Source organism: Clostridium sp. CTA-5 (assembly GCF_054768135.1).
Window position 1 is genome coordinate 17355 of record NZ_BAAAAT010000010.1, and the last position, 26302, is coordinate 43656.

The window sequence follows — 26302 nt, forward strand, 5'->3', positions numbered from 1 at the left end:
GGAGTAGAATAATATGAATATCAATAATAGTTTTGAAAAAAGTCAAATTAAGTTTGACACAAATTTTAATAGCCTTAATGAAAACAAAAAAAACGTACAAGCTACTAATAGTAGTTTTGAGGATACTTTAAAAAACTGCATTAATGATGTTAATAACAAACAAGTTGAGGCTGACAAATATACAAACGCATTTGTTAGAGGCGATGATGTTAAGATTGATGAAGTTATGATAAAAGGAGAAGAAGCTAGTTTAAGCTTACAATTTTTAGCTAAAACTAGAGACCAGCTAGTAGAAGCATATAAAGAGCTAACAAGAATGCAGTTGTAACTAAAGTGAGGAGTGCTGTGAAAAAATGAATAAACTTTTAGAAAAAGTTAGAGGGCTATGGGAAAAGTTTAAGTCGCAAAACAAAAAAATTAAAATTGCGATTCTTATATCCTGTGTTGCTGTGTTGATTGCTGTTGCAAGTACAATAATCTACACATCATCAAATAAGTACCAAGTTTTATTTTCAAATCTTGATCCGAAAGATGCACAGGTTGTACTAGCTAAATTAAATGAAAGTAAAGTTACAACAAAGATTCAAGGAGATACGATTTTAGTACCTAAAGAACAAGTTGATCAATTGAGATTACAATTAGCACCAGAATTAACTACTGGAAGCAGCGGTTATGAACTTATGGATGCTGGAAGCTCTTTTGGTATGACAGATGAAGAATTTAAAATTAAGAAATTAAGAATGCAGGAAGGAGAACTCGAAAAAACTATAAAAAGTTTTTCGCAAGTAGAAAGTGCAAGAGTACATATTACTCCTTCTACAGATTCAGTATTTGTAAAGGAAAGTACACCAGGTAAAGCAGCAGTTTATTTGAAGATATCATCTGGTAAGGAAATAACAGAAGAACAAGTAAAATCAATAGTTGCTCTTGTAGCAGGGAGCACAGAAAATGTTCCAAAGGAAAACATAGAAGTAATTGACCAAGATATGAATTTACTTACCAAAAATATAAATAATGATGATAAAACTGGTGTGAGCCCAGATGAATTAGATAAACAACAATCATTAGAAAAATCATATGAAAGCAAATTGCAAAAAGAAATAATTAGTTTATTAGAACCAGTTATAGGTAAAGACAAAATAAGAGCTACAGTAAATGTAGATTTAGATTTTGATTCTAAACAAAAAACTCAAACTATACTTGATCCTAACAAAGTTGTTGTAAGTCAACAAACAATTAAAGAGGCAAACAATACTGGAGATTCTGGACAAGTAAGTGAGAGTCCAGTTGATAACAATATTAGTAATACTACAGATAATACTAATGGTACAAAGTCTAATGCAACTAGAGAAGAACAAAAGAACAATTATGAAATTGGTAAAACTGAAACTAAGGTTATAAGTGCACCAGGTGAAGTTAAGAGAATGACAGCTTCAGTGGTTGTTGATGGAAATTTAGATGCAGCAACTCAAAAAGCAGTTCAAGATGCTGTATCAAATGCTATTGGATTTAATTCTGTTAGAGGAGACCAAATTTCTGTATTAGGTATGAATTTTGATCCAAGTTTAAAAGAACAAAATCAAAGTCAAATTGATGCATTCAATGCAGAAATTAAAAATGCAGAAATGAAGAAGTATATTATTATGGGTATAATTGGATTAGTAATTATTTTAACACTTGTTGTTATATTAATTAAGAAGAGAAAGAAGAAACAAGATGATGAAGACCAATTATTAGACATTGTAATTGGAGATGATATAGAACCAAAACAACCAGAAAAATTTGAACCAATAGAATTTGAAACTGAAAATCAAAAGACTCATATGGAAAATGAAATTAAGAAATATGCTACAGATAAGCCGGAACAGGTTGTAGAAATTATAAAATCATGGCTTTCTGAAAATGAGGGGTGATAGCTATGGCAAAAGAAGCTAGTAAATTAACAGGAGTGCAAAAAGCTGCGATACTTTTTATAACGCTTGGACCAGAAGCATCATCTGGAATATTAAAAAAATTACCAGAGCAGGAAATACAAAAGATATCTTATGAAATTGCTAATACTACAGCAGTTACATCAGAACAAAGAGAAGAAATTTTAAGTGAATTTTTAGAAATTAATAAAGCAAGGGACTATATTCTAGAGGGTGGAATGGACTATGCTAGAACATTGTTATCAAAGGCATTGGGTTCACAAAGAGCTAGTGATATATTAGAAAAAGTTTCAGAAGCTACTTCACAATATAGACCTTTTGCTATCGCAAGAAAAGCTGATGCACATCAGCTTTTAAATGCGATAAGTTATGAACATCCACAAACAATAGCTTTAATTTTATGTTATTTACAGGCTGATAAATCAGCACAAGTTTTAGCTGAATTACCTGAGGAAACTCAAGCAGAGGTTGCTTATAGAATTGCAACAATGAATACTACATCCCCTATGGTTATAAAGGAGATTGAATCAGTACTTGAAAATAAGTTATCTTCAGTTGTAAGAACAGAAATGACAAGTTTAGGTGGAATTGAAACGTTAGTTGACATTTTAAATCAAGTTGATAGAACTACAGAAAAGAATATTACTGAAAGTCTAGAAAGAGAAGATGGAGAACTTGCTGATAAAGTTAAGAGTTCTATGTTTGTATTTGAAGATATTCTTACTCTTGATGATGTATCTATTCAAAGAGTTCTTAGAGAAGTGGAAGTTAGTGAACTTGCACTTGCACTTAAGGGCTGTTCTGAAGAAGTTGCAAATGCTATTTATAGAAACCAATCTAAGAGAGCTGCAGCTTCATTAAAAGAGGATATGGAATTCTTAGGACCAGTAAGACTTATGGATGTTGAAAAAGCACAACAAAAGATTGTCTCTATAATTAGAAGATTAGATGAAGCTAATGAAATTATAATTTCAAGAGGTGGAGAAGATGCAATCATCGTATAGTGTGATTAAAAAGGATTGTGCTTTAGATGGGGATAAAAGAAAGATATCAACAAATTATGTTATACCTAAAAAACAGGAAATTGATGAATTAGAAGAAGAAAAGAAAGAAGAACAATACTATTCCAAAGAAGAGGTTGAAAATCTATATAAACAATATGAAGAAATAGGTAAAAGAATAATTAAAGATGCTAATAATGAAAAGGAAGCAATTCTTTTAAGAGCAACTATGCAAGCTCAAACTTTGGAAAAGGAAGCATATGAAAAAGGTTATGATGAAGGTATAAAAAACGGCTATGATGATGGATATAAAAAAGCTTTTGATGAAAATATTGATTTAGCCAAAGAAAAAGCAGAGGAAATTATAAAAAGAGCAGAAGAAATTCTTGATTCTGCAAATGAAAATTATGTAAGATATTTAGAAAAGAAAAAAATAGAAGTTATAAATTTATCTTTAGAAATAGCGAGAACTATATTAAAAAAAGAAATAGAGTATAAAGGTTCAATGAATTTGTTAGTTGAACAGGCTATTGAACTTTCTAAAGGGGAACAAAATATAATTATTAAATGTAATTCTATTCATGTTGATGACCTTAAAGCTGAAATAGAAAAATGGAAGATATCTTATTCTATAAAAGAGGAAATTTTTATACTAACTGACGATTTTATGGAACCAGGTAATGCTATTTTAGAAAAGCCAAGTGGTAAGGTTATTGTTGGAATTGATATAGGCATGGAGAGTATAAGAAAAGAGATATTTGGATAATGTTAGGAGCATTAATATGTTAGATATTGATTTTAATAATTTAATTAAGAAGGTAGATGATACATCTACAATCTATACTGAGGGAATAGTTAAAAAAGTAATTGGGCTTACAATAGAAGTTCAAGGAATAAAAGCTTTTATTGGGGAACTTTGCATTATATATAATGAACAAAATCTAGGTATAAATTGTGAAGTTGTTGGATTTAAAGATGATTTTGTTGTGTTAATGCCACTTGATGAACTAATAGGTATTTCTCCAGGGTGTAGAGTTATCCCAATGCGTAAGCCTTTAAGTGTAAGATGTTCTGATAAACTTTTAGGACAAATTATTGATGGTCTTGGAAAGCCTTTAAGAGGAGAAGAATTTATTGATGGGGAGGAATATCCATTAGAGAATAATCCTCCAGATCCTTTAAGAAGGCTTAGAATAAAGGAAGTTATGCCTACAGGAGTTAGAGCTATAGATGGTTTTATAACTTGTGGTGATGGTCAAAGAATTGGTATATTTGCAGGTAGTGGAGTTGGTAAAAGTACAACACTTGGAATGATAGCAAGAGAAGCGAAGGCTGATGTTAATGTTATTGCATTAATAGGTGAAAGAGGTAGGGAGGTCTTAGAATTTATAGAAAAAGATTTAGGACCGGAAGGAATGAAAAAGTCAGTTGTAGTATGTGCTACTTCTGACAAACCTGCCTTGATAAGGCTTAAGGGAGCTCTTACAGCGACTGCTATAGCAGAATATTTCAGAGATAAAGGAAAAAAAGTGATATTGATGATGGATTCTGTTACTAGATTTGCAATGGCTCAAAGGGAAGTTGGACTTGCTATAGGAGAACCTCCAGCAACAAAAGGATATACACCATCAGTATTTGCTAAACTTCCTAAACTTATGGAGAGATCTGGGACATCCGAGAATGGGTCAATTACAGCTTTCTATACAGTTTTAGTTGATGGGGATGACTTTAATGAACCAATAGCAGATGCTGTTAGAGGTATATTAGATGGACATATTGTTTTATCAAGATCACTTGCTCATAAAAATCATTATCCAGCAATTGATATATTAAATAGTGTAAGTAGACTTATGAATTCAATAGCAACACCAGAACATATAAAATCAGCTTCTATTGGTAGAGATCTTTTGGCTACTTATAAAGATTCAGAGGATTTAATAAACATAGGTGCATATGTTAATGGCAGCAATAAAAAAATTGATTTAGCTATTAATTATCATGATGTGCTAGAAGATTTTTTACGTCAAACAGTACATGAAAAAGCAAATTTTGATGAAAGTATAAATAATTTAATATCTATGTTTGATAGATAAGGGGGTATGAGTTTTGGCTGAGAGGTTTAAGTTTGGGTTAGAAAAACTTCTTCAAATAAGACAAGATAAGGAAGAAGAAAGTAAAAGACTATTTACTAAGACTCAGCGAGAAAAGCAGAATACCGAAAAAAAATTACATGAGTTAAAAGACAATTACGACAAATATAAAGGAATTACTCCAGGTGAAGATGTTGTATACCAAAAACTAAAAAGATATTATTTGCAGGGAGTACAAAATGGAATAAGGCAAACTGAAAAAGAATTGATTGTAAAAACTCAGAAGGTAGATGAAGCAAGAAAAGAGTTAGTTTTAAAACAAGTTGATAGAAAAACTGTCGAAATTTTAAAAGAAAAACAATACTTAGCTTATGTAAAAGAAGAAGAAAGGGTTGAACAAGTTAATCTTGATGAAATAGCCCTTTATTCATATATTAGAAACATCAGCGAAGGGAGGTGAAACAGATGACAATAAGCATGAATATTAATAATACTTCTGTAAATACTGATTCAAAATCAAATTGTGTTAATAATAATTCATCTTTGAATAATGAAAATAATTCTATAAAAAACAGTAATAAAAATCATATAAACCAAAATAATGAGAATTTATATAGTTATTCAAGAAGACATAACGATATTTCAAGTTTTAAAAAAGTATTAAATTCAAAAACTACTAGTAAAACAGAACAAGCTCCACAAGATAAAAAGGGATTAGTACAGGATAAAACTCAAGATAGCAATACAAATATCGAAGATAAAGTTGAAGAATTAAAAGAAGAAATAAAGAAACTTCCAAATGAAGATGTTGTTAACATATTAAATAATATATTAAATTTATTAAATAAAAATGATGAAGTAAAAGTTGATGATAAACAATTAAATTCAGATATTTTAAATTCAGTAATTGAGGGATTAAATAAAAAAACTACATCAAATAATGATTTGGTAGACATTATAACTAAAATGCTTGAAGTTTCTAAAAAGGATTCAGTAGGCGAAGTATTAACAAAAGATACAAAAAGTTTAGTACAAGCTTTATTAAATCAATTAGGAGAGAATGCTTCAGGTAATTCAGAAGTATCAGATTCAAAAAATAATACTGTAAAAGACTTAATATCACAACTATCTAATATGTTGGAAAAGACTGATGAAAAAGTATCAAATTTTCCTAATGCATTTAAAGATTTTTCACAATCAAAGGGTGATAATTTAGCTAATCAAAGTAATGTACAAGAAAATAAAAAAGTTGATAAGAATGCTAACAAATCAGATGAAGATAATTTCTTAAATAATCTTATTAACAATAAGAAAGAAGATGGACCTTTAAACAAAATTAATTTATTGGCTCCAAGAAATCAAGAATTTAAAACAGAATTTGTAAGTAATACTGAAGGAACAACTGTTAACAAAGTAACAGTGGGAGATGATTTAATTAAAAATATTAAATTTATGACTACAAATGCTATGAAAGAATTAACAGTAAAGCTTAATCCAAAAGAATTAGGACAACTTACTATTAGTTTAATTCAAGAAAATGGAATAATGAAAGCTAATATAAAAGCAAATTCTAAGGATACTTATGAATTGATTTCTCAACACTTATTAGACATAAAAAAATCTTTAGGAGAGCAAAATATCAAAATTGCTGATGTAAATATAGAACTTTATCAAGATGATACTACGTTCTTTATGGACAAGGGATTTAATAAACAGCTTTCTGAGGAACAACAAAATAATAATTCAAACAATAATAAGACTTCTAATACTGATTCAAATGAAGTAGAAAATGAAGAGATAGAAGAGATTAGCAATAATAATTTAGATTTTCTTGCATAGGAGGTGAAAAAATGGCTTCTATATCGTCAACAGATATAAATAATATTCTTGGAAAAACAGATGCAAGTAGTGCTGTTAATAAAAAATCAGGTACTACAGGCAAATTAACTACAGATAAAGGAACTAAGATTGTAAAATCAGGTGGTGAATTTGATAAAAATTCATTTTTGAAAATTTTATCAGCTCAGTTATCTAACTTAGATCCAACAGCTAATCAAGATTCAACAGCATATGTTACGCAAATGGCTCAATTTGCAGCTATGGAACAAATGTATAATTTAAATGATACAATGAGTACATCTTCATATCAACAATTAGTTGGAAAAGGTGTAACTATGAATCTTACAAATGATGAAGGACAATATTACACAGGGATTATAAGAGGTATATCTAAGGATCAATATGGAACTTATGCTTCTGTGGAAATTAATCAGAATGGAAAAAATATTTACAAGGTATTTGATGTAAAAAATATAGATACTATATTAGAAGTTCCAAATTATTCGAGTGAAATGTTATCTAATTCTGATTTTTCAGTAGCACTATCTTTAAAAGATCAGAAGGCCGTTATTTCAACTTATGATGAAAAGGGTAAAAATATAATAGTAAAAGGTACTGTAAAGAGTGCATTTATAGATAAAGGTGTAGTTAAAGTGAGAGTTGAAACTGGCGAAAAGGATGAAGATGGTAATCCTATCATAGAGGAATATCCTTATGCATCAATAATTAAAGCAGGTGATTTAACAGAAAAAGATATGGATGTTAAACCAGAAGAACCACCAGCAGAAACTGGGACAGTAGAAAAGTCAGGAACTTCACAAGAAACTACAAGTTCAACAAATGAGAATAAAACGAGCAATGTTTTAAGTATGGTTGAGAATACCACAAAAGATGGATACAAAGCAGATTATGATAGTCAATTACAAAAATTATATGAAATATTGGGTAAGTAATTGAGCTATAGAATAATTAATGGTCAATTGTATCCTATAGGCAATCTTGGAAATTTTCCGGGATCAAATTCAAAACCACAATTAGAAACTAAAGAAAAAGATAGTTTTAAAAATGTATTAAATGATGTTATCAATAAAAATGAAGGTTTTATTGTATCAAAACATGCAGCAGAAAGACTAAATGAGATTAACTTTACAGATAAAGATATGAAAGAAATTGAAAAAGGATTCCAAATCGCAAAAGATAAAAACTCAAAGAATACTGTTATGGTTTATAAAGATGTTGCATTAATTGCAAGTGTTGAAAATAATATACTCATAACAGCCGTTGAGAAAGAAAGAGCAAAAGATAATATATTTACGAATGTAGATAGTGTGGTAATTTTATAGGCTGGACCTAAATTAGGAAGCCTAAAACTTGTTGAACGATAGAGACAAGTTACAAATTATGATTTGGAGGCACAAAAAAATATGTTAAGATCAATGTATTCTGGAATAAGTGGAATGAAAGTTAATCAAACTAAATTAGATGTTATAGGTAATAATATCACCAATGTAAGCACAACTGGGTTTAAAGCATCAACAGCTAGATTTTCCGATATGCTTTATCAAAACGCATCAAGTGCAACAGCACCTACTTCAGTGTTAGGTGGTACTAATGCAAAGCAAGTAGGGCTTGGAGCACAACTTGCAAGCATAAATAAAGTTATGGGACAAGGAAATGCATTATCAACAGGAAGAGCACTTGATGTATGTGTTGATGGTGAAGGATATATTATGGTAAGTAAAGGTCCAGAAGTTTATGTAGGAAAAGATGCTGATAAAGACGGAATAGGTATAGAGGCTTCTGGTAAATTATCTGGAGGAGGAGAAAATGAAATCTTATATACTAGAGATGGAAATTTAACTTTAGATAAAGATGGAAATCTATTAACTGCAGATGGTCATAGAGTTATGGGATATTTGCTAAAGGATAAAGATGATGGAAAATCAAGCATAGAGTGGGCTGATGTTGATAGTGGTACAGACAAAGATAAAACAACTTCAAAAGAAGGGGTAGCAAACTTTGTAGATGCAGATTCAAAGACATTACAAGCTGTTGACGGAGGAGCCAAATTATATACATTAAAAATTCCGGATACAGTAAAAGGACATCCATTAAAGGAAGATGGAACTCGTGATACTGATAAAACAGTAGATATTCCTGTTAAAAAGTTTTCAATAGGAAAAGATGGTGTGATTACAGCTGTTCTTGGAGATGGAAGTAGAACAGCATTAGGGCAAGTAGCTATGGCTAGTTTTAAAAATCCAGAAGGTTTAGAATCAATTGGAGGAAATCTTCTACAAACATCACCAAACTCAGGACCAGAGTTTATTAAAACTCCAAAGGGAAAATTAGCAGATGGATATAACGATAATAGTAAGGGGTTTGGTGCTTTAATTCAAGGTGCTTTAGAAGCTTCAAATGTAGATTTAACAGAACAATTTACAGATATGATAACAGCAACAAGAGCCTTCCAAGCATCTTCTAAGATGATTACAACAGGTGATGAAATACTTCAAACAATAACTAATTTAATGAGATAAACTAAGATTGATTATTAACAATTAAAATTAATGTTAACTGTAAGAATAAAAATTTAACTTGATTTTATATTGATAACTAAAGATAAATTTAAAAGATAAACGGAGGAAAAGTTAATATGTTAAGATCGATGTACTCAGGAATAAGTGGGATGAAGGTCAATCAAACTAAACTAGATGTTATAGGTAATAATATTGCAAATGTAAGTACTACAGGATTTAAAGCATCAACAGCTAGATTTTCTGATATGCTTTATCAAAATACATCAAGTGCAACAGCTCCTACTTCAGTACTAGGTGGTACTAATGCAAAGCAAGTAGGACTTGGAGCACAACTTTCAAGTATAAATAAAGTTATGGGACAAGGAAATGCATTATCAACAGGAAGATCACTGGATGTATGTGTTGATGGTGATGGATATATTATGGTAAGTAAAGGTCCAGAAGTTTATGTTGGTGATGATGCTGCTACAAGTGGAATAGGTATAGACGCTTCAGGAAAATTATCTGGTGGTGGAGAAAATGAAATAGTATATACTAGAGACGGAAATCTTACGCTAGATAAAGATGGAAATTTATTAACGGCAGATGGACACAGAGTAATGGGATATTTATTACAAGATGGAGATAGTGGAAATCCAAGTATTAAATGGACTGACGTGACTAGTGGAGCAACAACAACAAAAGAAGGCATAGCTAATTATGTTGATGCAGATTCAAAAAATTTAAAAGCAGTTGGAGACGGTGCTCAATTATATACATTGAAAATTCCAGATACAGTAAAGGGATACCCTTTAGGTGCTGACGGAAAACCTGACACAGGTAAAGATCCAATAGATATTCCTGTTAAAAGTTTTTCAATAGGAAAAGATGGGGTGATTACAGCTGTTCTTGGAGATGGAAGTAGAACAGCATTAGGTCAAGTAGCAATGGCTAGTTTTAAAAACCCAGAAGGATTAGAATCTGTTGGAGGAAACCTGCTACAATCTTCACCTAACTCTGGCCCAGAAATGATTAAAACACCAACAGGAAAATTAAAAGATGGATATAGTGATAATAGTAAGGGATTTGGATCTTTAATTGCAGGTGCCTTAGAAGCTTCAAATGTAGACTTAACAGAACAATTTACAGACATGATAACAGCAACAAGAGCCTTCCAAGCTTCTTCTAAGATGATATCAACAGGAGATGAAATACTTCAAACAATAACTAATTTAATGAGATAAATTATAAAGGGGGGATTAAAACTCTCCCCATTTATATAAATTTTAATACTATAAATATTGATATATAGGTAAATTAAAATTTTAGGGAGGGGATTTTTATGGTTGAATTAACAGGTATGAATAATAAATCTTTTGTGCTAAATGATGATCATATTGAAAAAATAGAAGCAGTTCCAGAAACATTAATTACATTAAGTAATGGAAAGAAGTACATAGTTATTGAAAGTATAGAAGAGGTAAAATCTAAAATAGTAAAGTATAAGAGAGAAATTTTTACGTTTAGGGGATAGGGAGGCACTAAAAAATGAAAAAAACAGATATAATGACTGCTGTCGGGTTAATAGTAGGATTAGGATTAATGATTTATGGAATGGCAAGTGGAGGTACTGGCGCAAGTAACCTAAAGCTATTTTGGGATTTATCTTCAGTTGCTATAACATTCGGGGGATCTATAGCGGCAGTATTGATTGTATATCCACTAGATGAGATAAAGAAAGCAGGAGCATTATTTGTTCAATCATTTAAAGAGCCAAATATTTCTCCAATGGAAACAATTAGTGAATTTGCAGAACTTTCTAAAAAAGCAAGAAGAGAAGGACTATTATCTTTAGAAGATACAATAGCACAATTAGAAGATGAATTTTTAAAAAAAGGCTTACAAATGGTTGTAGATGGAATAGAACCAGAATCTATTAAAGAAATATTAGAACTTGATATAAGTGAAATGGAATCAAGACATAAAGGTGGTGCAGGAATATTTTCAGCATGGGGAGCTTTTGCACCAGGATTTGGTATGTTGGGTACACTTATAGGATTAATACAAATGCTTGCAAATCTTACTGATTCTAGTACAATAGCAGCAGGAATGGGTAAAGCTCTTATAACAACATTTTACGGTTCACTTATAGCTAATATTTTTGCGTCACCAATAGCACAAAATTTACTTAATAAAAGTCAAAAAGAAGTTGCTATGAAAGAAATGATGCTTGAGGGTATACTTTCAATTCAGTCAGGTGTAAATCCTAGAATTGTTGAAGATAAGTTAATATCTTATTTATCACCACAAGAAAGAAAGATTTACGCTCAAAATAATTTGGAAGATAACGAAGGAGTTGCATAGAAATGGCTAGGAAAAAAAAGTCAGATGGTAGTGGTGGATTAAGAGGAGATGAATGGTTAGCAACCTATTCAGATTGTGTTACACTACTTTTAACCTTTTTTATTTTACTTTATTCTATGTCAAGTGTTGATGAGCAAAAACTTCAATCATTATCACAAGCATTTGTTTCAGTTATGACAGGACAGTCTGGAGATACATTTTTACAATATAATCAGTATAATGGATCAGTACCTATAATTGGTGGAGAATCAGATACTGATGGAGTAATTGATGCAGAATCTTTAGGAAAAGAAAATATGTATAAAAATATAAAAGATTATGTTGAAAAAAATGATTTAAACCAAGCTATGGATATAAAATCTGATAAAAGAGGTATAATATTAGAACTTAAAGATAATATTTTATTTGAAACAGCAAAAGCTGATTTGATTCCAGAAAGTAAAGTTGTTTTAGAAAAAATTAATACATTAATAGAATCAATACCCAATGATATTTTGATAGAAGGACATACTGATAATGTACCGATTAGCAATTCTAAATATGCAAGTAACTGGGAATTATCAACTGCTAGAGCAGTAACTGTAGTTAGATATTTTGTAGAAGAAAAACATCAAAATCCTACAAAATTTAGTGCCGCTGGATATGGTGAATTCAGACCAATAGCAGATAATAATGCAGAAGAAAACATGGCAAAAAATAGAAGAGTTAGTATTTTGATTGAATATAGTAAAGGAGAGGAATCATAATGGCTAATAAAGAAAAAGAAGTGAAAGAAGCAAAAGAAGGAAAAGAAAAAGGTGGCGGAATGAAAAGAATAATAATATTCATATTAGCTTTAGTACTTGTAGGTGGAGGAGTTTTTGCGGGAACTTATATGTTTATGCAAAAAAATAATAATAATGGTAATAGTGAGAGTAACAAACCGACAGTTGTACGTGAAAAAATAACAGAAACTGTTTATGTAGATCTTGGTGAAATTACTGTAAATTTAGCAGATGAAGGTGGAAAGAGATATTTTAAAGGTCAATTAGCAGTAGGATATGATGCTGAATCTAAAGATGCTGCTAAAGAATTAACAGATAAAAAAATAGTAGTTAGAGATGCAGTGATATTTTATATGAAGTCTTTAAAAAGTGATTTTATAAATGATCCAAAGAATGAGCAAGAAATGAAAAATACTCTTATGGATAGAATGAATAAACAATTAACAAAAAGTAAAGTTATTGATGTAAGATTTGATAGTATTATAACCCAATAAGAAAGAAGAATTATATGGAAACTTTTAAAATGTTTATAAATTTAATTATATCTTTATCAGTTGTTTTAGGATTGATTATTCTTATTTCTAAAATTCTTGGTAGTAAAGTAAATGAAATTAATAACAAAAAATATATTAAAGTTATAGACAGGTTACAGATAACAAAAGAAAATAGTTTAGTAATTATAAAAGTAGGTAAAAAAGGGTATGTAATGACTAGTTCTTCAGGAAATATACAAAAATTAGAAGAACTATCAGAAGAAGAGATAAATAAAATTGAAGAAGATAGGAAAAACTCTCTATATGATATAAAAAAATTATATCATTCTGACTATCAAAATAAATTTTTAAATATATTTAATAATTTTAAATCAAAGGAAGATAAGGATGGGAAATAATAAAAAAAGAGCAATTTTTATGCTGGTATTAACATTTGTTATTATAGCCTTTTCAGGGATAAAAGCATATGCGGCACCAACTGGTGTAGATTTGCCAAAGGTAAACTTATCAATTGGTAATGGAGAAACTACACCAAATGATTATGTGAATAATATTAAAATATTAATATTTTTTACTATTTTGGCGGTATTACCATCAATAGTAATAATGATAACGTCTTTTACTAGAATAGTGGTTGTGTTTTCTTTTGTAAAAAGTGCAATGGGAGTACAACAAGCAATCCCAAATCAAATTTTGGTGGGGTTAGCATTATTTTTAACAGTATTTATTATGACACCAGTTTATAATGATGTTAATACAAATGCAGTTAAACCATATTTAGAGCAAACTATAACACAAGACGAAGCTATTAAAATAGGATCAAAACCAATAAAAGATTTTATGTTAAGACAAACACGAGAAAAAGATTTAGAATTATTTGTAGAACTTAGTGGAGCAAACAAAGAGGAATTAACAAGAGATAATATTCCTTTTACAAGCTTAATTCCTGCATTTGCAATAAGTGAACTAAAAACAGCATTTCAAATAGGCTTTTTAATTTATTTACCATTTATAGTAATAGATATGGTTGTAGCAAGTCTTCTTATGTCTATGGGAATGATGATGTTACCTCCGGTTATGGTATCATTACCGTTTAAATTACTATTATTTGTAATGGTAGATGGTTGGTATTTACTTGTAAAATCATTAGTTATGAGTTTTTCGTGAGGTGAAAAATTATGAGTCAGACATTACTAAATGGAGTTATTAAAGACACAATAATAGTAGCAGCTAAATTATCAGCACCAATACTAATTGTTGTTTTAGTTGTAGGATTAGTAATAAGTATTTTGCAAGCAACTACTCAAATACAGGAACAAACATTAACATTTGTTCCTAAATTAATTGCAGCAGCTGTTATTGGTATATTTTTAGGAAGTTGGATGCTTCAAACGCTTATGTCGTTTACAACAAGAATATTTGAATTAATTACACAGATTACAACCTAAAAGGAGGTAGAAAAGTTGATTGATACATTCTACTTTCTTGCTTTATTTTTTATATTTTTAAGATTATCATCGTACTTTCTTGTAGTTAATGTATTTTTTCCTAAAGGAACACCTTACATTTTAAAAGGGGTATTATGTTTAATTTTTTCATTTGGAATATTAGGATTAACAGATTATTCAAGTTTAAATCAAATAAATAATACATATTTTTTAGTTTTTTTTGCATTAAGTGAAATAATGAGTGGAATAGTTTTGGGATTTATTACAAATTTAATTTTTGAAATGGTAAAATTTGCAGGAGCCTGGATAGATATACATGTAGGGTTTGCTATGGTATCTATTTTAGATCCAACATCTCAAACACAAAGTACACTATTTGGAAATTTTTCGTATATGATATCTATGGTGTTGTTTTTTATAATAGATGGACATCATATAATAATTAAATTATTAGCTAGAAGTTTTAATATACTTCCAATCGGTCAAACATTAGTTTATCAAGAAACTATGTTAGTAGTTATTAAAACTATTTGTGAATATTTTATATTAGGAGTGAAAATAGCATTACCTCTTGTATTAATAATTGTTATAACAGATTTATGTTTAGGGTTAATTGCTAAAGTTGTACCAGCAATTCCTGTAATGATATTTGGATTACCAATTAAAAATATATTAGGATTTATTACATATATAATATTATTACCTTTAATATTCAAACTAATTAGTGGTGCAATATATAATTTACCTAGTATTTTTGAAAATATATTTAAAGCAATTCCAGCAGTACCATTAGTTTTGATATTTTCAGATGACAAGACAGAAGAAGCAACTCCAAAGAAAAAATCAGATGCAAGAAAAAAAGGTCAAGTTGCAAGAAGTAAAGAGGTAGGTACTGCACTTACAATGGCCGTATGTACAATAGCACTTTCAGCTTTATGGGGCACTATTATAGAAACATTTAAAGGTACAATGATTTATTTTTTAGATTTTCCTAAACTAAGTAGTTTGGGACAGTTATCTTTAGAAAATCTTAGTATATTTAGTATTATTAAAATTGCAATTTTATTTTTATCATTTGCAATACCTATAATGATAGGTGGAATTGCGTCAAGCCTGATGCAGACTGGATTTATGTTTACGAGAGAACCATTAAAACCTTCATTTGGGAAATTAAATCCATTAAAGGGATTTAAAAATATGTTTTCAAAAAGGACTTTTACTGGTTTAATAAAGAATATAGCAGTAGTAATTATAATATCTATTTTAGCTTATCAATATGTGAAGGAAAATTATCTTAAAATAATGAATATATCAAATTTATATTTACCTTCGTTAGGTGATGAAATTAAAGTGGTAGTAATAGGTATATTTGTTAAAATAACTATTGCATTAATCATTATTGCAGCTATAGATTATTTTATTCAATTTAGATTACATAACAAAGAATTAAGAATGAGTAAACAAGAAATTAAAGATGAATATAAACAAGCTGAAGGAGACCCTCAAGTAAAAGGAAAGATAAAACAAAAGCAAAAAGAAATGGGTATGAGAAGAATGATGCAATCAGTTGCAGATGCAACAGTTGTAATTACAAACCCTACACATTTAGCTATTGCTTTAAAGTATGAAGAGGGGGGGGATATGGATGCCCCTAAAGTTGTCGCAAAAGGAGCAGATTATGTTGCACTTAAATTAAAAAAAATAGCACAAGATAATGATGTTCCTATTATTGAAAATAAACCACTGGCTAGATTGATGTATGAAAAAGTAGAAATAGATCAAGATATACCTCAAGACCTATATCAAGGGGTTGCAGAAGTTTTAGCAGTGGTATTAAAGCTTAAAAATAATAAGTAGTTTTATTTTTTAATAAAGGATGGGATAAGATTGGGCGTTGGAGGCAAAAGACTCGATATAAAAAACAACCTAGATGTAGTGGTAGCAGGGGCAGTTATATGTATAGTACTTATGATGATAATACCATTGCCAAAGGTAATATTAGATATACTTTTAGCATTTAACATAACATTATCAGTAGTTATTATGATGATAACTATGTTTACAACTAATGTATTACAACTTTCAATATTTCCAACTTTATTGCTAGTTACAACATTATTTAGATTAGGTCTTAATATATCATCAACAAGACTTATCTTAAGTGAAGGTGATGCGGGACAAATTATTCAAGCTTTTGGAGATTTTGTTATAGGTGGAAATTATGTTGTTGGTATAATTATATTTTTAATTATAATTATTATTCAATTTATAGTTATTACAGCTGGAGCAGGAAGAGTTTCAGAAGTATCAGCCAGATTTACATTAGATGCTATGCCAGGTAAACAAATGAGTATTGATGCTGATTTAAATTCAGGATTAATAGATGAAGTTATGGCTAAAAAAAGAAGACAAGACTTGCAATTAGAAGCAGATTTTTATGGATCTATGGATGGTGCATCTAAGTTTGTTAAGGGAGATGCAATTGCAGGGATTATAATTACAGTAATAAATATCATAGCAGGAATTATAATTGGTGTAATGCAAAAAGATTTAAGTATTGGAGATGCAGCACTTAAATATGTTCAGTTAACTGTTGGTGATGGACTTGTAAGCCAAGTACCAGCTTTATTAATATCAACAGCTTCAGGTATATTAGTAACTCGTTCAGGTGATGATAATAATTTTGGTAAGTCATTATCAAAACAATTAACAGGTTTCCCAATTGCAACATCAATAGCTAGTGCTGTAATGTTATTTTTAGCAGTAGTTCCAGGTATGCCTAAAGTACCATTTTTAATTGCATCAGTATCAATGGGAACATTGTCTTTTATGTTATACAAAGAAGAAACAAAACAACAAGAACAAGAGTTTATTTCAGAAGAAGAGGAAATTATTGAAGCAGAACGTAAGGAACCAGAAAATGTTATGAACTTGATTTCTGTAGAACCTATGGAAGTTGAAATTGGATATGGACTTATTCCATTAGCAGACGAAAGTTCTGGCGGTGATTTACTTCAAAGAATTGCTTCTGTTAGAAGGCAGTGTGCAATTGAAATGGGAATAGTAGTTCAGCCTATAAGAATCAGAGATAATCTTCAATTAAAGACTAATGAATATGTAGTTAAAATAAGAGGTACTTCAATAGCTTCAGCTGAACTAATGCCTAGTATGTTACTTTGTATGAATCCAAATGGAGACGCTTCAGAAATACCAGGTATAAAGACGCTTGAACCAACATTCAAGTTACCAGCGGTATGGATAAATAAAGATCAAAGAGAAGAAGCAGAAATTAAGGGATTCACAGTAGTTGACCCAACAACAGTTATGGTAACTCATTTAACTGAAACAATTAAAGCACATTCTTATGAATTGCTTGGAAGACAAGAAGTTAAGCTTATTATTGATAACTTAAGAGAAAAATACAGTGCTGTTATAGAAGAACTTATACCAGATTTAATGACAATAGGAGAAATTCAAAAAGTTTTACAGAATTTATTAAGAGAAAAAGTTCCAATAAAAGATATGGTTACAATAATGGAATCATTAGCAGACAATTCTAGAAATACTAGAGATTTAGAACTTTTAACTGAATATGTTAGATTTGCTTTAGCGAGAACAATTTGTAATCAAATAATAAATGATGATAAGGTTATTACTGTAGTAACTTTAGATCCTGCAATTGAAGAAATTATTGGTAGCAATATTCAAAAATCTGTTCAAGGATCTTTTCCAACAGTTGATCCTGAAACCACAACCAAATTACTTGGAAGTATAAAAAATACTATTGAAACAATTTATTTTAATAATAATCAACCAGTTGTATTGGTATCTCCGAATATAAGGTCTGTATTTAAAAAATTAATTGAAATGGTATTTCCACATATTATGGTAATTTCATTAAATGAAGTACCAAATGATATTGAAATTAACAGTGGAGGAGTTGTAACTATTTAATGATTATTAAAAGATATCTTGTAAGTAATATGAATGAAGCTTTAACAAGAATTAGATATGAATTAGGAAAAGATGCTATTATAATAAGCCAAAGGAAAGTAAGAAAGCCAGGCTTTAAAGGGTTATTTTCTGGGAAATTAATAGAAGTAACAGCAGCTATTGAAAATTCATCAGATTCTAAAAAAGCTAACATTAAAAAGCAAGAAGATAGCTTTGAAGATTCATTAGCAAGTATAAAGAAGCTAATGGAAAATACAACAAAAGAATACTATATAGAAGATAGTAATAATAAACAGCAAGATAAAAAAGTTGATTCATCATTAAATAAAGACGAACCCAAAGAGTCGTTAAAAAATATAAAACAAGATAATATATATAAAGAAGTTAATGAGATGAAAGAACTACTTAATAAAGTTATTGAAAATACTTCTAAGGATGAAGAGGTTAATACTTTAAAAGAAAAATTAGATACTATTGATATAGATGAAGAGTTCCATGATGAAATAATGGAAAAAGTAAAACATGATTTATATGAAGGAATAGACGAAGAAGAGAGTTTAAGAAAAATTTTTGAAAGTATATTCTTAGAGTCTAAAGAAGAAATTAAAGGAAGAGTTGTATTAGTAGGGCCAACAGGTGTAGGAAAAACTACAACTATAGCTAAATTAGCTGGAAAATTAGCACTTGTTGATAAAAAAAGTGTTGGATTAATAACAGTTGATACATATAGAATAGGTGCTATTGAACAACTTAAAACATATGCTGAAATAATGAATATCCCCTTTAAAGTAGTTATTACAATTAAGGAAATGGAGGCGGCGATAGAATCTATGAAGGATTGCGATGTAGTTCTTATTGATACTACAGGAAGAAGCAGTAAAAATACAATGCAAATTTCAGAATTAAGAGCATTCATAGAAAAGGCAAATCCAGATACTGTAAATATGGTGATAAGTGCAACAACAAAAAATAGAGATATTATAAGTATTTTAAAAGGATATGAGAGTTTAGAATACGATAGTATTATAATTACAAAATTAGATGAAACTACAGCATATGGCTCATTGTATAATATAATGAGAAAATCAAATAAAGCAATTAAATTCATTACTACTGGTCAAAATGTTCCAAATGATATAAAGCCCCCTAATAAAGAAGAAATAGCTAGATTTATATTAGGGGAGGAAACTTTATGTTAGATCAAGCTGAAAATTTAAGAAAGTTAATGCTTAAAAGTGATGATAAAGAGGGTAAATGTAAGACAAAAGTTATAACAGTAACTTCAGGAAAAGGTGGAGTTGGTAAAAGTAATTTTGTCGTTAATTTAGCTATAAGCTTGCAAAATAAAGGAAAAAAGGTATTGATTTTTGATGCTGATTTAGGAATGGGTAATGATGATGTTTTAATGGGAGTATACCCTAAGCATAATATATTTGATATTATATTTACGGGGAAAAAAATAGAAGATATAATTATAATAGGCCCTAGTGGGGTAAGTTTATTACCAGCTGGATCTGGATTGAATAAAATTGAAGACTTGCAAGAAGCTGAAAGAAATTTATTTTTAGAAAAATTGGAATCTTTGAATGGATTTGATTATATATTTATGGATACTGGAGCAGGTATTAATAGAAGTATTCTATCTTTTATAGCAGCGTCTGAAGAGCTAATTATTATAACTACTCCAGAACCTACTGCTTTAACTGATGCATATAGTTTGATAAAAGCAGCAGATCATTTTAAAATAAAGAATCATGCAATGGTTGTTGTAAATAAGGCATTTACGTTAAAAGAAGGTATTGAAGTTTATAATAAGCTTGAAAGAGCTGTAAATAAATTCTTAAAGCTTGATTTAGAATATTTGGGATGTATATTAGAAGATAAAAAAGTGTTACAAAGTGTTAGACAACAAAAACCTTTTATTGTAGAGTATCCTAATTGTGATGCATCTAAGTCAGTAGAAAATATTGCAAGGAAGATTTTAGGACAAAATATAAAAGATTCAATAGGAGCTAAGGACTTATTTAAAAAGTTATTTAATATATTTTCGTAGGGGGATACTAACATGGCAGGGTTTGATTTGAAAATTAATGATAGAATAGAGGTTTTAATAAACGATAAAGTGTATAAAAGCTTGATTCAAGATATCGGAGAAGATTTTATAAATATAAATTTGCCAGTTAATAATGGAGAGTATTTAACACTAAAAGTAAATGATAATATAGAAATTAATTCTTATGTAAAAGGTGGAAACTGTTTTAATTTTCATTGTGAAGTTTTAGGGCGAGGCAGAGAAGATAGTATAATATACTATACGTTATCTAAACCAGATAATATTAAAGAAATACAAAGAAGAGATTTTGCTAGAGTTGATATACTTAATTCTATTAATTATAAAAAAATCACAGAAATGTCTGAAGAAGAAATAGCAGAAAAAGAATATGATAATGCATTAATGGTAGATTTAAGTGGCGGAGGAATAAGATTTAAAACAAAAGAGAAACTTAAAATAGAGGATATAGTAATAATTGAATTTACGTTGAATGGACAAACGAATCATTTAAAAGCACAGGTGGTAAGATGTGAAAGAACATTTGACAATGAATATATTTATGGGGTTAAGTTTTTAGAAATTACTGAAAAGCAAAGAGATAAGATAATAAGAGAAATTTTTAAAGTTATGAGAAAACAAATAGAGACTTTATAAGATAAAATTTATATGAATTTTATGAGTAAGGTTAATTTTTACTGCAAATAATATAGTAGGCATTATTAATATACAAGAGTTAATGGTAGGAGGTTATGAAGCAAAATGGCTGACTTAAACAGTTTAGATGCAAAAGAACAAATAGTGAAAGAATATATTCCTTTAGTAAAATATATTGCTTCTAGAATTATGGTTGGAAAAAACAAATATATGGAATATGAAGATTTAGTTAGCTATGGAATAATTGGCCTCATGGATGCGATAAGCAAATATGATTCGAGTAAAGGGATGAAATTTTCATCATATGCTTCTATTAGAATAAAAGGGTCTATAATAGATGAAATCCGTAAATGTAGGCCTATTCCAAAAGGGGCAATGGATAAATTAAATAAATATAATAATGCTGTAGAATTTCTACAAAAGAAACTTTATAAAGAACCAACAATCATAGATATATCAGAGTATTTAGGATTATCTATTGAGGAAGTAGGACAGATAGAAAATTATATTAATTATATGTCTATGGTATCACTTGAAAATGTTATATTTTCTGATGATGAAGATATAAACCTTATGGGAATTATAGAAGATAAGAATAGTCCTAGTCCAGATAGTAGCTTAGAAGAAAAAGAACAACTAGAATTTCTATCAAAATCAATAGAATTATTAAAAGAAAAAGATAGATTGGTTTTAAATTTATATTATTACGAAAAATTAACATTAAAAGAGATTGGATCAATATTATCAATATCAGAATCTAGAGTTTGTCAGTTGCATGCTAGAGCTATTAACAATTTAAGAGAAAATATGAAAAAATTACATTATATAGATTAAAGAGGCGGGATGAAAATGCCAGTACTATTGATAATAATAGGAATTATTTTAATAGTGTATAGTTATGGTGATATTAAAAAAAATAATAATACTTCATTTAAATTTACTTTAGCAGAAGAAAAAGAAAATTTAAATGATTATAAGCTTGAAATAGGACATTTAAGGAAAGATATAGGTGAAAGCCTAACAGAACTACAAGAAGAAATTAAAAATATAAAAATAAATTTAAATATGGCTAATGATATTGAAGAAATGTACGAAAATGAAAGTGACATATTAAATAATATGAATGAAATATCAAAATATGATATAGAGTCGAATTCATCTGATGTTGCTTTAATTGAAGAAGAAAATGATGTGATTTCAGATATAAATTTTGAACATACAGTAGATGTTGACTTAAATAAATCAGATAGTATTAATGAATTAATTAAACAGGGTTTAAGTGATGATGAAATATCACAAAAATTATCTGTTAGTAAGGGGGAAGTATTATTAGTACGAAACTTATTCAAAAATTAAAAAGTATAATGTTTTTTATTAGTGATAAAAAGATACTATTTGGTATTGGAATAGGACTTATTTTGGGTGTAACACTTATGTTTGGATATAAAAGTAGCTTGAACCTTTCTGATAGTAAGATTGAAGAAAGAGCTAGAGGTCTTGGAATGCATTATAGTGATGAATGTAAGGCTATGATAAAGGGAGATGAAAACAAGTGATAAGAGGATTCTATACTGCTGTATCAAGTTTAGTAACCTTAGAAAATGATCAGCAAACAGTTACTAACAATATAACAAATGTTAATAATAACGGATATAAAAAGAATGTTTTAACAAAACAGAGTTTTGAAGATGTTATGATTACCAATAGACAAAGTAAATCAGGGGATAGACATATTCCTAATAAATTGGGAAACTTAAATTTAGGTGTAAAAGTTAATGATGTAAGTACGATTTATACTCAGGGAAGTTTTAAAACAACGGATAGTTTAACTGATTTTGGAATTGACGGTAGAGGATTCTTTGTAGTACAAAGAGGAAATGAAAGACTTTATACAAGGAATGGAAATTTTAAAGTTAATCAACAAGGTTATTTAATAACAACTAATGGTGATCAGGTTCTAGGTAGAAATAATACAACTGGAGCAGAAGAACCAATATATGTAGGCAAAGAACAATTCTCTTTAGATGGTGAAAATACTATTACAACTTCTAATGGAAATGCAACATATTCATTATTAACTGCTGATTTTCAAGATTACGCCTCTTTGGAAAAAGTAGGGGATAATTATTATAAATCAAACAACCCTGTTAATAATGCAAGGGTTAAGGTACAACAAGGTGTATTAGAGACATCAAATGTAAATCCAACTGAAGAATTAGTAAAACTTATGGAAATAAAAAGACAATTTGAAACTAATCAAAAATTTGTTACTATGCAAGATGAAAGTATTCAAAAAGCAGCAAATGATATTGGATCTGTAAGATAGGGGAGGATAAGTTATGTTTAATATATTTGCAACTGCCCAAAGTGGTATGAATGCGTATCAAGAAAAATTAGATTATCTTTCAAATGATTTGGTAAATGTATCAACTACGGGATATAAAGCTACAGATGTTCAATTTAATGATCTATTAACTGAATCATTAAATAGAAAAGGAACTCCTCTCGTAAATAAAAATGCCATTAATGGTACAGGCGTTAAAGTTGGTATGGATTATAGAAAAGATACTCAAGGAAATCTGTTAACTACAGGTAATAAAACTGATATTGCTATAGATGGGGAAGGCTATTTTGCTTCAACTCAAAAAGATGGATCTATTGCATATACTAGAGATGGGAATTTAAAAGTTGATAGTAATGGTACGTTAGTAGATTCTAAAGGAAACAGAATTTACATACAATATGAACCAGGTATGGCGGAAGGAAATCCAAAACTTTCAAGTAATGATATTTCTATTGATCAACAAGGTGGAATATCAACTAAGGTTGATGGAAATTATGTAAAAGTTGGACAAATACCAGTATTTACTGCAGTTGGAGATAAGGCATTTGTAGCAATTGGAAACAATTATTTTACACCAGCAAATGACGCACAGGTAACGTTAAGTAACAATTATTCTATACAACAAGGATTTTTGGAAGGATCAAATGTTGATACATCTGAAATATTTACTGACATAATAAGTACTCAAAGAGCATTTCAGATGAGTTCGAAGGGAATAACTGCAGCTGATGATGTTTGGGGTATGATAAACAATATGAGAAAATAGTTTTGTAAAAGGAATAAACTATGTTTTAAAATAGTGTTAATATTATAGTATAAAAAACAATTTTCAATAATAGCTTGTTCTTATACTAAAATATCAACATTAAGTTTAAATCAAAAATAAAGGGTTATATCAAAGCAGTTTGTATTGATATAACCCTTTTTAATTATTTTTTTAATTATCTTTTGATAAGATTGTTGATGTTAAAGGTGGAATTACTTGTTTCTTTCTTGATAAAACTCCAGGTAAGAATGCCATTGAATCTTCTAAAGTAATATTGAAAGTTTTTTCTATGTATTCTGGTTTTCTACCAGCAACTAAAATTTGTGAACCTTCATTTAATATATCAGTTAAAAGTAACATTACAACATCGAAATTATTATTTTCAGCTTGTTGATTCATATAAGTTAACATCTCATCTTTTAATGGCATGAATCCATCTATATCCATTGTATTAACTTGAGCTACTCCTATTTTTGAATCTGCTATACTAAAAGGTTTAAAGTCTTGATTAAATATTTCAGCAACAGTTTTTCCTTTTAATGAAGTACCAGCTTTAAACATTTCTTTTGCAAATTCTTCAATTTGTATTCCAGCTATTTCTGCTAATCTATTACACATCATTTTATCTTGTTCTGTGCAAGTAGGACTTCTAAATAATAAAGTATCAGATATTATAGCTCCACATAAAAGTCCAGCAACTTGTTTAGATGGTTTTAAACCATGTTCAAAATAACATTTAGCAACTATAGTTGATGTACTTCCAAGAGGTTCATTTCTAAAATAAATAGGACTATTTGTTTGAATATCAGCTACTCTATGATGGTCAATAATCTCTAAAACTTCAGCTTCGTTTAATCCATCTATAGATTGACCTCTTTCATTATGATCTACTTGAATTACTTTTTTCTTATGTTCTGAAATAAGATGATATCTTGAAATAGTACCAATAACTTTTCCATCCATATTAGTTACAGGATAACAATGATATCTTGTTTTAGCCATAACATCTTTAATATCTTCAACTAAATCATCAACTGAGAAAGAAATTAAATCTTCTTTTGCCATTACATAATCAACTGGTATACTTTGAATGATTAATCTTGCAGCTGTAAAAGAATCATGAGGTGTACTTATAACAGTAATTCCATTTTCTTTAGCCTTAGGAATTAAATCTTCAGCTAGAGTATGAGAACCAGTAACTATAATTAATGAAGTTTTTATGTTTATTAATTCTTCTTGAACATCATGTCTATCACCTACAATAGCAATATCTCCTTCATCAACTATTTCTTTTAAACTATTAGGCTGCATTGCTGTAACAGCAATTTTACCAGGAAAAGTTTTAACACTTTCATTTATGTATATTGGAGTAGCACAAAGAGTATCAATTATATTATTTAATGAAGTTTTACTCTTGGCTAATATATTGTTATCCCATATATCCATATAAGATGATGTTAAGTTTGAGATAGAAATAATCCCAACTAATCTATCATTGCTATCAGCAACTGGTAAAGCTTTAAGATGATTATCTCTCATTATGTTCCAAGCCATTTTTAATGAAAGGTCTGGAGCAATTGGACTAAGATTATCTATTTTTAAGTCTTCTACCTTTAATTTTATAGTTTCTAAATATTTTGGTGCTTTAACATCAAAGTAATCTAGAATAAATTTTGTTTCTTGATTTACGTTACCTAATCTTACAGGTACAGCTGGAATATCACTAGTTCTATTTTTTAATTCTGCATAGCCATATGCAGCACATATTGAATCAGAATCAGGATTTTTATGTCCAGTTACATAAATTACATTTTTCAAAATATTTCCTCCTTATTTATACAAAATCATAGTATATATTTTACTTGTAAAATTCGAGAATGTAAAGTTAAGATATATCTTATGTTAAGCTATTATTAGTTTTTAAATTATCTATGTTATGAGATATTAATATTTATATTTATTATTAAATAGTCTTATATGTAATTTAGTAATCTTTATTATTAAATTACATATGAATAACTTAAATTATAATTTGAAATAAGAGTTAAAAATATACTCTAAATAATAAAAGCAATGCTTTA

At 29.0% G+C, this 26302-nt stretch carries 29 protein-coding genes; 28 read left to right on the forward strand and 1 reads right to left on the reverse strand.

Features of this window, described 5'->3' with window-relative positions:
* Nucleotides 1-13 precede the first annotated feature (13 nt).
* The 28 genes from fliE (at nucleotide 14) to ACYUET_RS15495 (ending at nucleotide 24221) form a co-directional block, all read left to right on the forward strand.
* Nucleotides 14-328: a flagellar hook-basal body complex protein FliE gene (fliE, locus tag ACYUET_RS15360; RefSeq protein ID WP_460281069.1), complete on the forward strand. Its 315-nt coding sequence runs from the start codon at nucleotides 14-16 to the stop codon at nucleotides 326-328.
* A 25-nt stretch (nucleotides 329-353) separates the two neighbouring features.
* Entirely contained in the window at nucleotides 354-1913 is a 1560-nt protein-coding gene (gene fliF / locus ACYUET_RS15365; protein ID WP_460281071.1) for a flagellar basal-body MS-ring/collar protein FliF, read from the forward strand.
* A 5-nt stretch (nucleotides 1914-1918) separates the two neighbouring features.
* Entirely contained in the window at nucleotides 1919-2935 is a 1017-nt protein-coding gene (fliG, locus tag ACYUET_RS15370) for a flagellar motor switch protein FliG (RefSeq protein WP_460281073.1), read from the forward strand.
* Nucleotides 2919-3698 (forward strand): FliH/SctL family protein, encoded by a 780-nt coding sequence (locus ACYUET_RS15375; RefSeq protein ID WP_460281075.1) that lies wholly within the window; start codon nucleotides 2919-2921, stop codon nucleotides 3696-3698. The genes fliG and ACYUET_RS15375 overlap by 17 nt, the downstream gene beginning before the upstream one ends.
* 16 nt (nucleotides 3699-3714) lie before the next feature.
* Complete coding sequence (gene fliI, locus ACYUET_RS15380; protein WP_460281077.1) at nucleotides 3715-5025, forward strand: flagellar protein export ATPase FliI; 1311 nt, start codon at nucleotides 3715-3717, stop codon at nucleotides 5023-5025.
* Nucleotides 5026-5038: 13 nt separating this feature from the next.
* Nucleotides 5039-5482, forward strand: a complete 444-nt coding sequence (fliJ, locus tag ACYUET_RS15385; protein WP_460281079.1) for a flagellar export protein FliJ — start codon at nucleotides 5039-5041, stop codon at nucleotides 5480-5482.
* A 5-nt stretch (nucleotides 5483-5487) separates the two neighbouring features.
* The gene (locus tag ACYUET_RS15390; RefSeq protein ID WP_460281081.1) at nucleotides 5488-6861 is read left to right on the forward strand and encodes a flagellar hook-length control protein FliK; all 1374 of its coding nucleotides are present in this window, start codon (nucleotides 5488-5490) and stop codon (nucleotides 6859-6861) included.
* Between the two features lie 11 nt (nucleotides 6862-6872).
* Nucleotides 6873-7814: a flagellar hook assembly protein FlgD gene (locus ACYUET_RS15395; RefSeq protein ID WP_460281082.1), complete on the forward strand. Its 942-nt coding sequence runs from the start codon at nucleotides 6873-6875 to the stop codon at nucleotides 7812-7814.
* The gene (locus tag ACYUET_RS15400) at nucleotides 7815-8204 is read left to right on the forward strand and encodes a flagellar biosynthesis protein (RefSeq protein WP_460281084.1); all 390 of its coding nucleotides are present in this window, start codon (nucleotides 7815-7817) and stop codon (nucleotides 8202-8204) included.
* An 81-nt stretch (nucleotides 8205-8285) separates the two neighbouring features.
* Nucleotides 8286-9401: a flagellar hook-basal body complex protein gene (locus tag ACYUET_RS15405; protein ID WP_460281085.1), complete on the forward strand. Its 1116-nt coding sequence runs from the start codon at nucleotides 8286-8288 to the stop codon at nucleotides 9399-9401.
* Nucleotides 9402-9517: 116 nt separating this feature from the next.
* Nucleotides 9518-10624: a flagellar hook-basal body complex protein gene (locus ACYUET_RS15410; protein ID WP_460281086.1), complete on the forward strand. Its 1107-nt coding sequence runs from the start codon at nucleotides 9518-9520 to the stop codon at nucleotides 10622-10624.
* A 98-nt stretch (nucleotides 10625-10722) separates the two neighbouring features.
* Nucleotides 10723-10914 carry a flagellar FlbD family protein gene (locus ACYUET_RS15415; RefSeq protein ID WP_460281087.1) on the forward strand — a complete coding sequence of 64 codons (192 nt, stop codon included), beginning with the start codon at nucleotides 10723-10725 and terminating at the stop codon, nucleotides 10912-10914.
* A gap of 14 nt (nucleotides 10915-10928) precedes the next feature.
* Nucleotides 10929-11744: a motility protein A gene (locus ACYUET_RS15420; protein ID WP_460281088.1), complete on the forward strand. Its 816-nt coding sequence runs from the start codon at nucleotides 10929-10931 to the stop codon at nucleotides 11742-11744.
* Nucleotides 11745-11746: 2 nt separating this feature from the next.
* Complete coding sequence (locus ACYUET_RS15425; protein ID WP_460281090.1) at nucleotides 11747-12490, forward strand: flagellar motor protein MotB; 744 nt, start codon at nucleotides 11747-11749, stop codon at nucleotides 12488-12490.
* Nucleotides 12490-13002 (forward strand): flagellar basal body-associated FliL family protein, encoded by a 513-nt coding sequence (locus ACYUET_RS15430; RefSeq protein WP_460281091.1) that lies wholly within the window; start codon nucleotides 12490-12492, stop codon nucleotides 13000-13002. The genes ACYUET_RS15425 and ACYUET_RS15430 overlap by 1 nt, the downstream gene beginning before the upstream one ends.
* A 14-nt stretch (nucleotides 13003-13016) precedes the next feature.
* Nucleotides 13017-13400 carry a flagellar biosynthetic protein FliO gene (locus tag ACYUET_RS15435; RefSeq protein ID WP_460281093.1) on the forward strand — a complete coding sequence of 128 codons (384 nt, stop codon included), beginning with the start codon at nucleotides 13017-13019 and terminating at the stop codon, nucleotides 13398-13400.
* Nucleotides 13390-14169: a flagellar type III secretion system pore protein FliP gene (fliP, locus tag ACYUET_RS15440; RefSeq protein WP_460281095.1), complete on the forward strand. Its 780-nt coding sequence runs from the start codon at nucleotides 13390-13392 to the stop codon at nucleotides 14167-14169. The genes ACYUET_RS15435 and fliP overlap by 11 nt, the downstream gene beginning before the upstream one ends.
* A gap of 11 nt (nucleotides 14170-14180) precedes the next feature.
* On the forward strand, nucleotides 14181-14450 hold the full coding sequence (gene fliQ, locus ACYUET_RS15445) for a flagellar biosynthesis protein FliQ (protein ID WP_460281096.1): 270 nt from the start codon (nucleotides 14181-14183) through the stop codon (nucleotides 14448-14450).
* A 15-nt stretch (nucleotides 14451-14465) separates the two neighbouring features.
* Nucleotides 14466-16307 (forward strand): fused FliR family export protein/FlhB family type III secretion system protein, encoded by a 1842-nt coding sequence (locus tag ACYUET_RS15450; RefSeq protein ID WP_460281098.1) that lies wholly within the window; start codon nucleotides 14466-14468, stop codon nucleotides 16305-16307.
* 30 nt (nucleotides 16308-16337) lie between these two features.
* Nucleotides 16338-18404: a flagellar biosynthesis protein FlhA gene (gene flhA / locus ACYUET_RS15455; RefSeq protein WP_460281100.1), complete on the forward strand. Its 2067-nt coding sequence runs from the start codon at nucleotides 16338-16340 to the stop codon at nucleotides 18402-18404.
* Entirely contained in the window at nucleotides 18404-19603 is a 1200-nt protein-coding gene (flhF, locus tag ACYUET_RS15460) for a flagellar biosynthesis protein FlhF (RefSeq protein ID WP_460281102.1), read from the forward strand. Before flhA ends, flhF begins: the two co-directional genes overlap by 1 nt.
* Nucleotides 19597-20457: a MinD/ParA family protein gene (locus ACYUET_RS15465; protein WP_460281104.1), complete on the forward strand. Its 861-nt coding sequence runs from the start codon at nucleotides 19597-19599 to the stop codon at nucleotides 20455-20457. Before flhF ends, ACYUET_RS15465 begins: the two co-directional genes overlap by 7 nt.
* A 12-nt stretch (nucleotides 20458-20469) precedes the next feature.
* Entirely contained in the window at nucleotides 20470-21111 is a 642-nt protein-coding gene (locus ACYUET_RS15470; protein ID WP_460281105.1) for a flagellar brake protein, read from the forward strand.
* 105 nt (nucleotides 21112-21216) lie between these two features.
* Nucleotides 21217-21945, forward strand: a complete 729-nt coding sequence (locus ACYUET_RS15475) for a sigma-70 family RNA polymerase sigma factor (RefSeq protein WP_460281107.1) — start codon at nucleotides 21217-21219, stop codon at nucleotides 21943-21945.
* 15 nt (nucleotides 21946-21960) lie between these two features.
* Nucleotides 21961-22467, forward strand: a complete 507-nt coding sequence (locus tag ACYUET_RS15480) for a hypothetical protein (RefSeq protein WP_460281108.1) — start codon at nucleotides 21961-21963, stop codon at nucleotides 22465-22467.
* A gap of 77 nt (nucleotides 22468-22544) precedes the next feature.
* On the forward strand, nucleotides 22545-22667 hold the full coding sequence (locus ACYUET_RS15485; RefSeq protein WP_258049542.1) for a hypothetical protein: 123 nt from the start codon (nucleotides 22545-22547) through the stop codon (nucleotides 22665-22667).
* Nucleotides 22664-23437, forward strand: a complete 774-nt coding sequence (locus ACYUET_RS15490) for a flagellar hook-basal body complex protein (protein WP_460281109.1) — start codon at nucleotides 22664-22666, stop codon at nucleotides 23435-23437. The genes ACYUET_RS15485 and ACYUET_RS15490 overlap by 4 nt, the downstream gene beginning before the upstream one ends.
* Nucleotides 23438-23450: 13 nt before the next feature.
* Nucleotides 23451-24221: a flagellar basal-body rod protein FlgG gene (locus tag ACYUET_RS15495; RefSeq protein WP_460281111.1), complete on the forward strand. Its 771-nt coding sequence runs from the start codon at nucleotides 23451-23453 to the stop codon at nucleotides 24219-24221.
* A 171-nt stretch (nucleotides 24222-24392) separates the two neighbouring features.
* Here the strand turns inward: ACYUET_RS15495 and ACYUET_RS15500 are convergent, their stop codons facing one another.
* A complete protein-coding gene (locus ACYUET_RS15500; RefSeq protein WP_460281113.1) occupies nucleotides 24393-26039 on the reverse strand; it encodes a putative manganese-dependent inorganic diphosphatase in 1647 nt (548 codons plus the stop codon).
* Nucleotides 26040-26302: the final 263 nt, after the last annotated feature.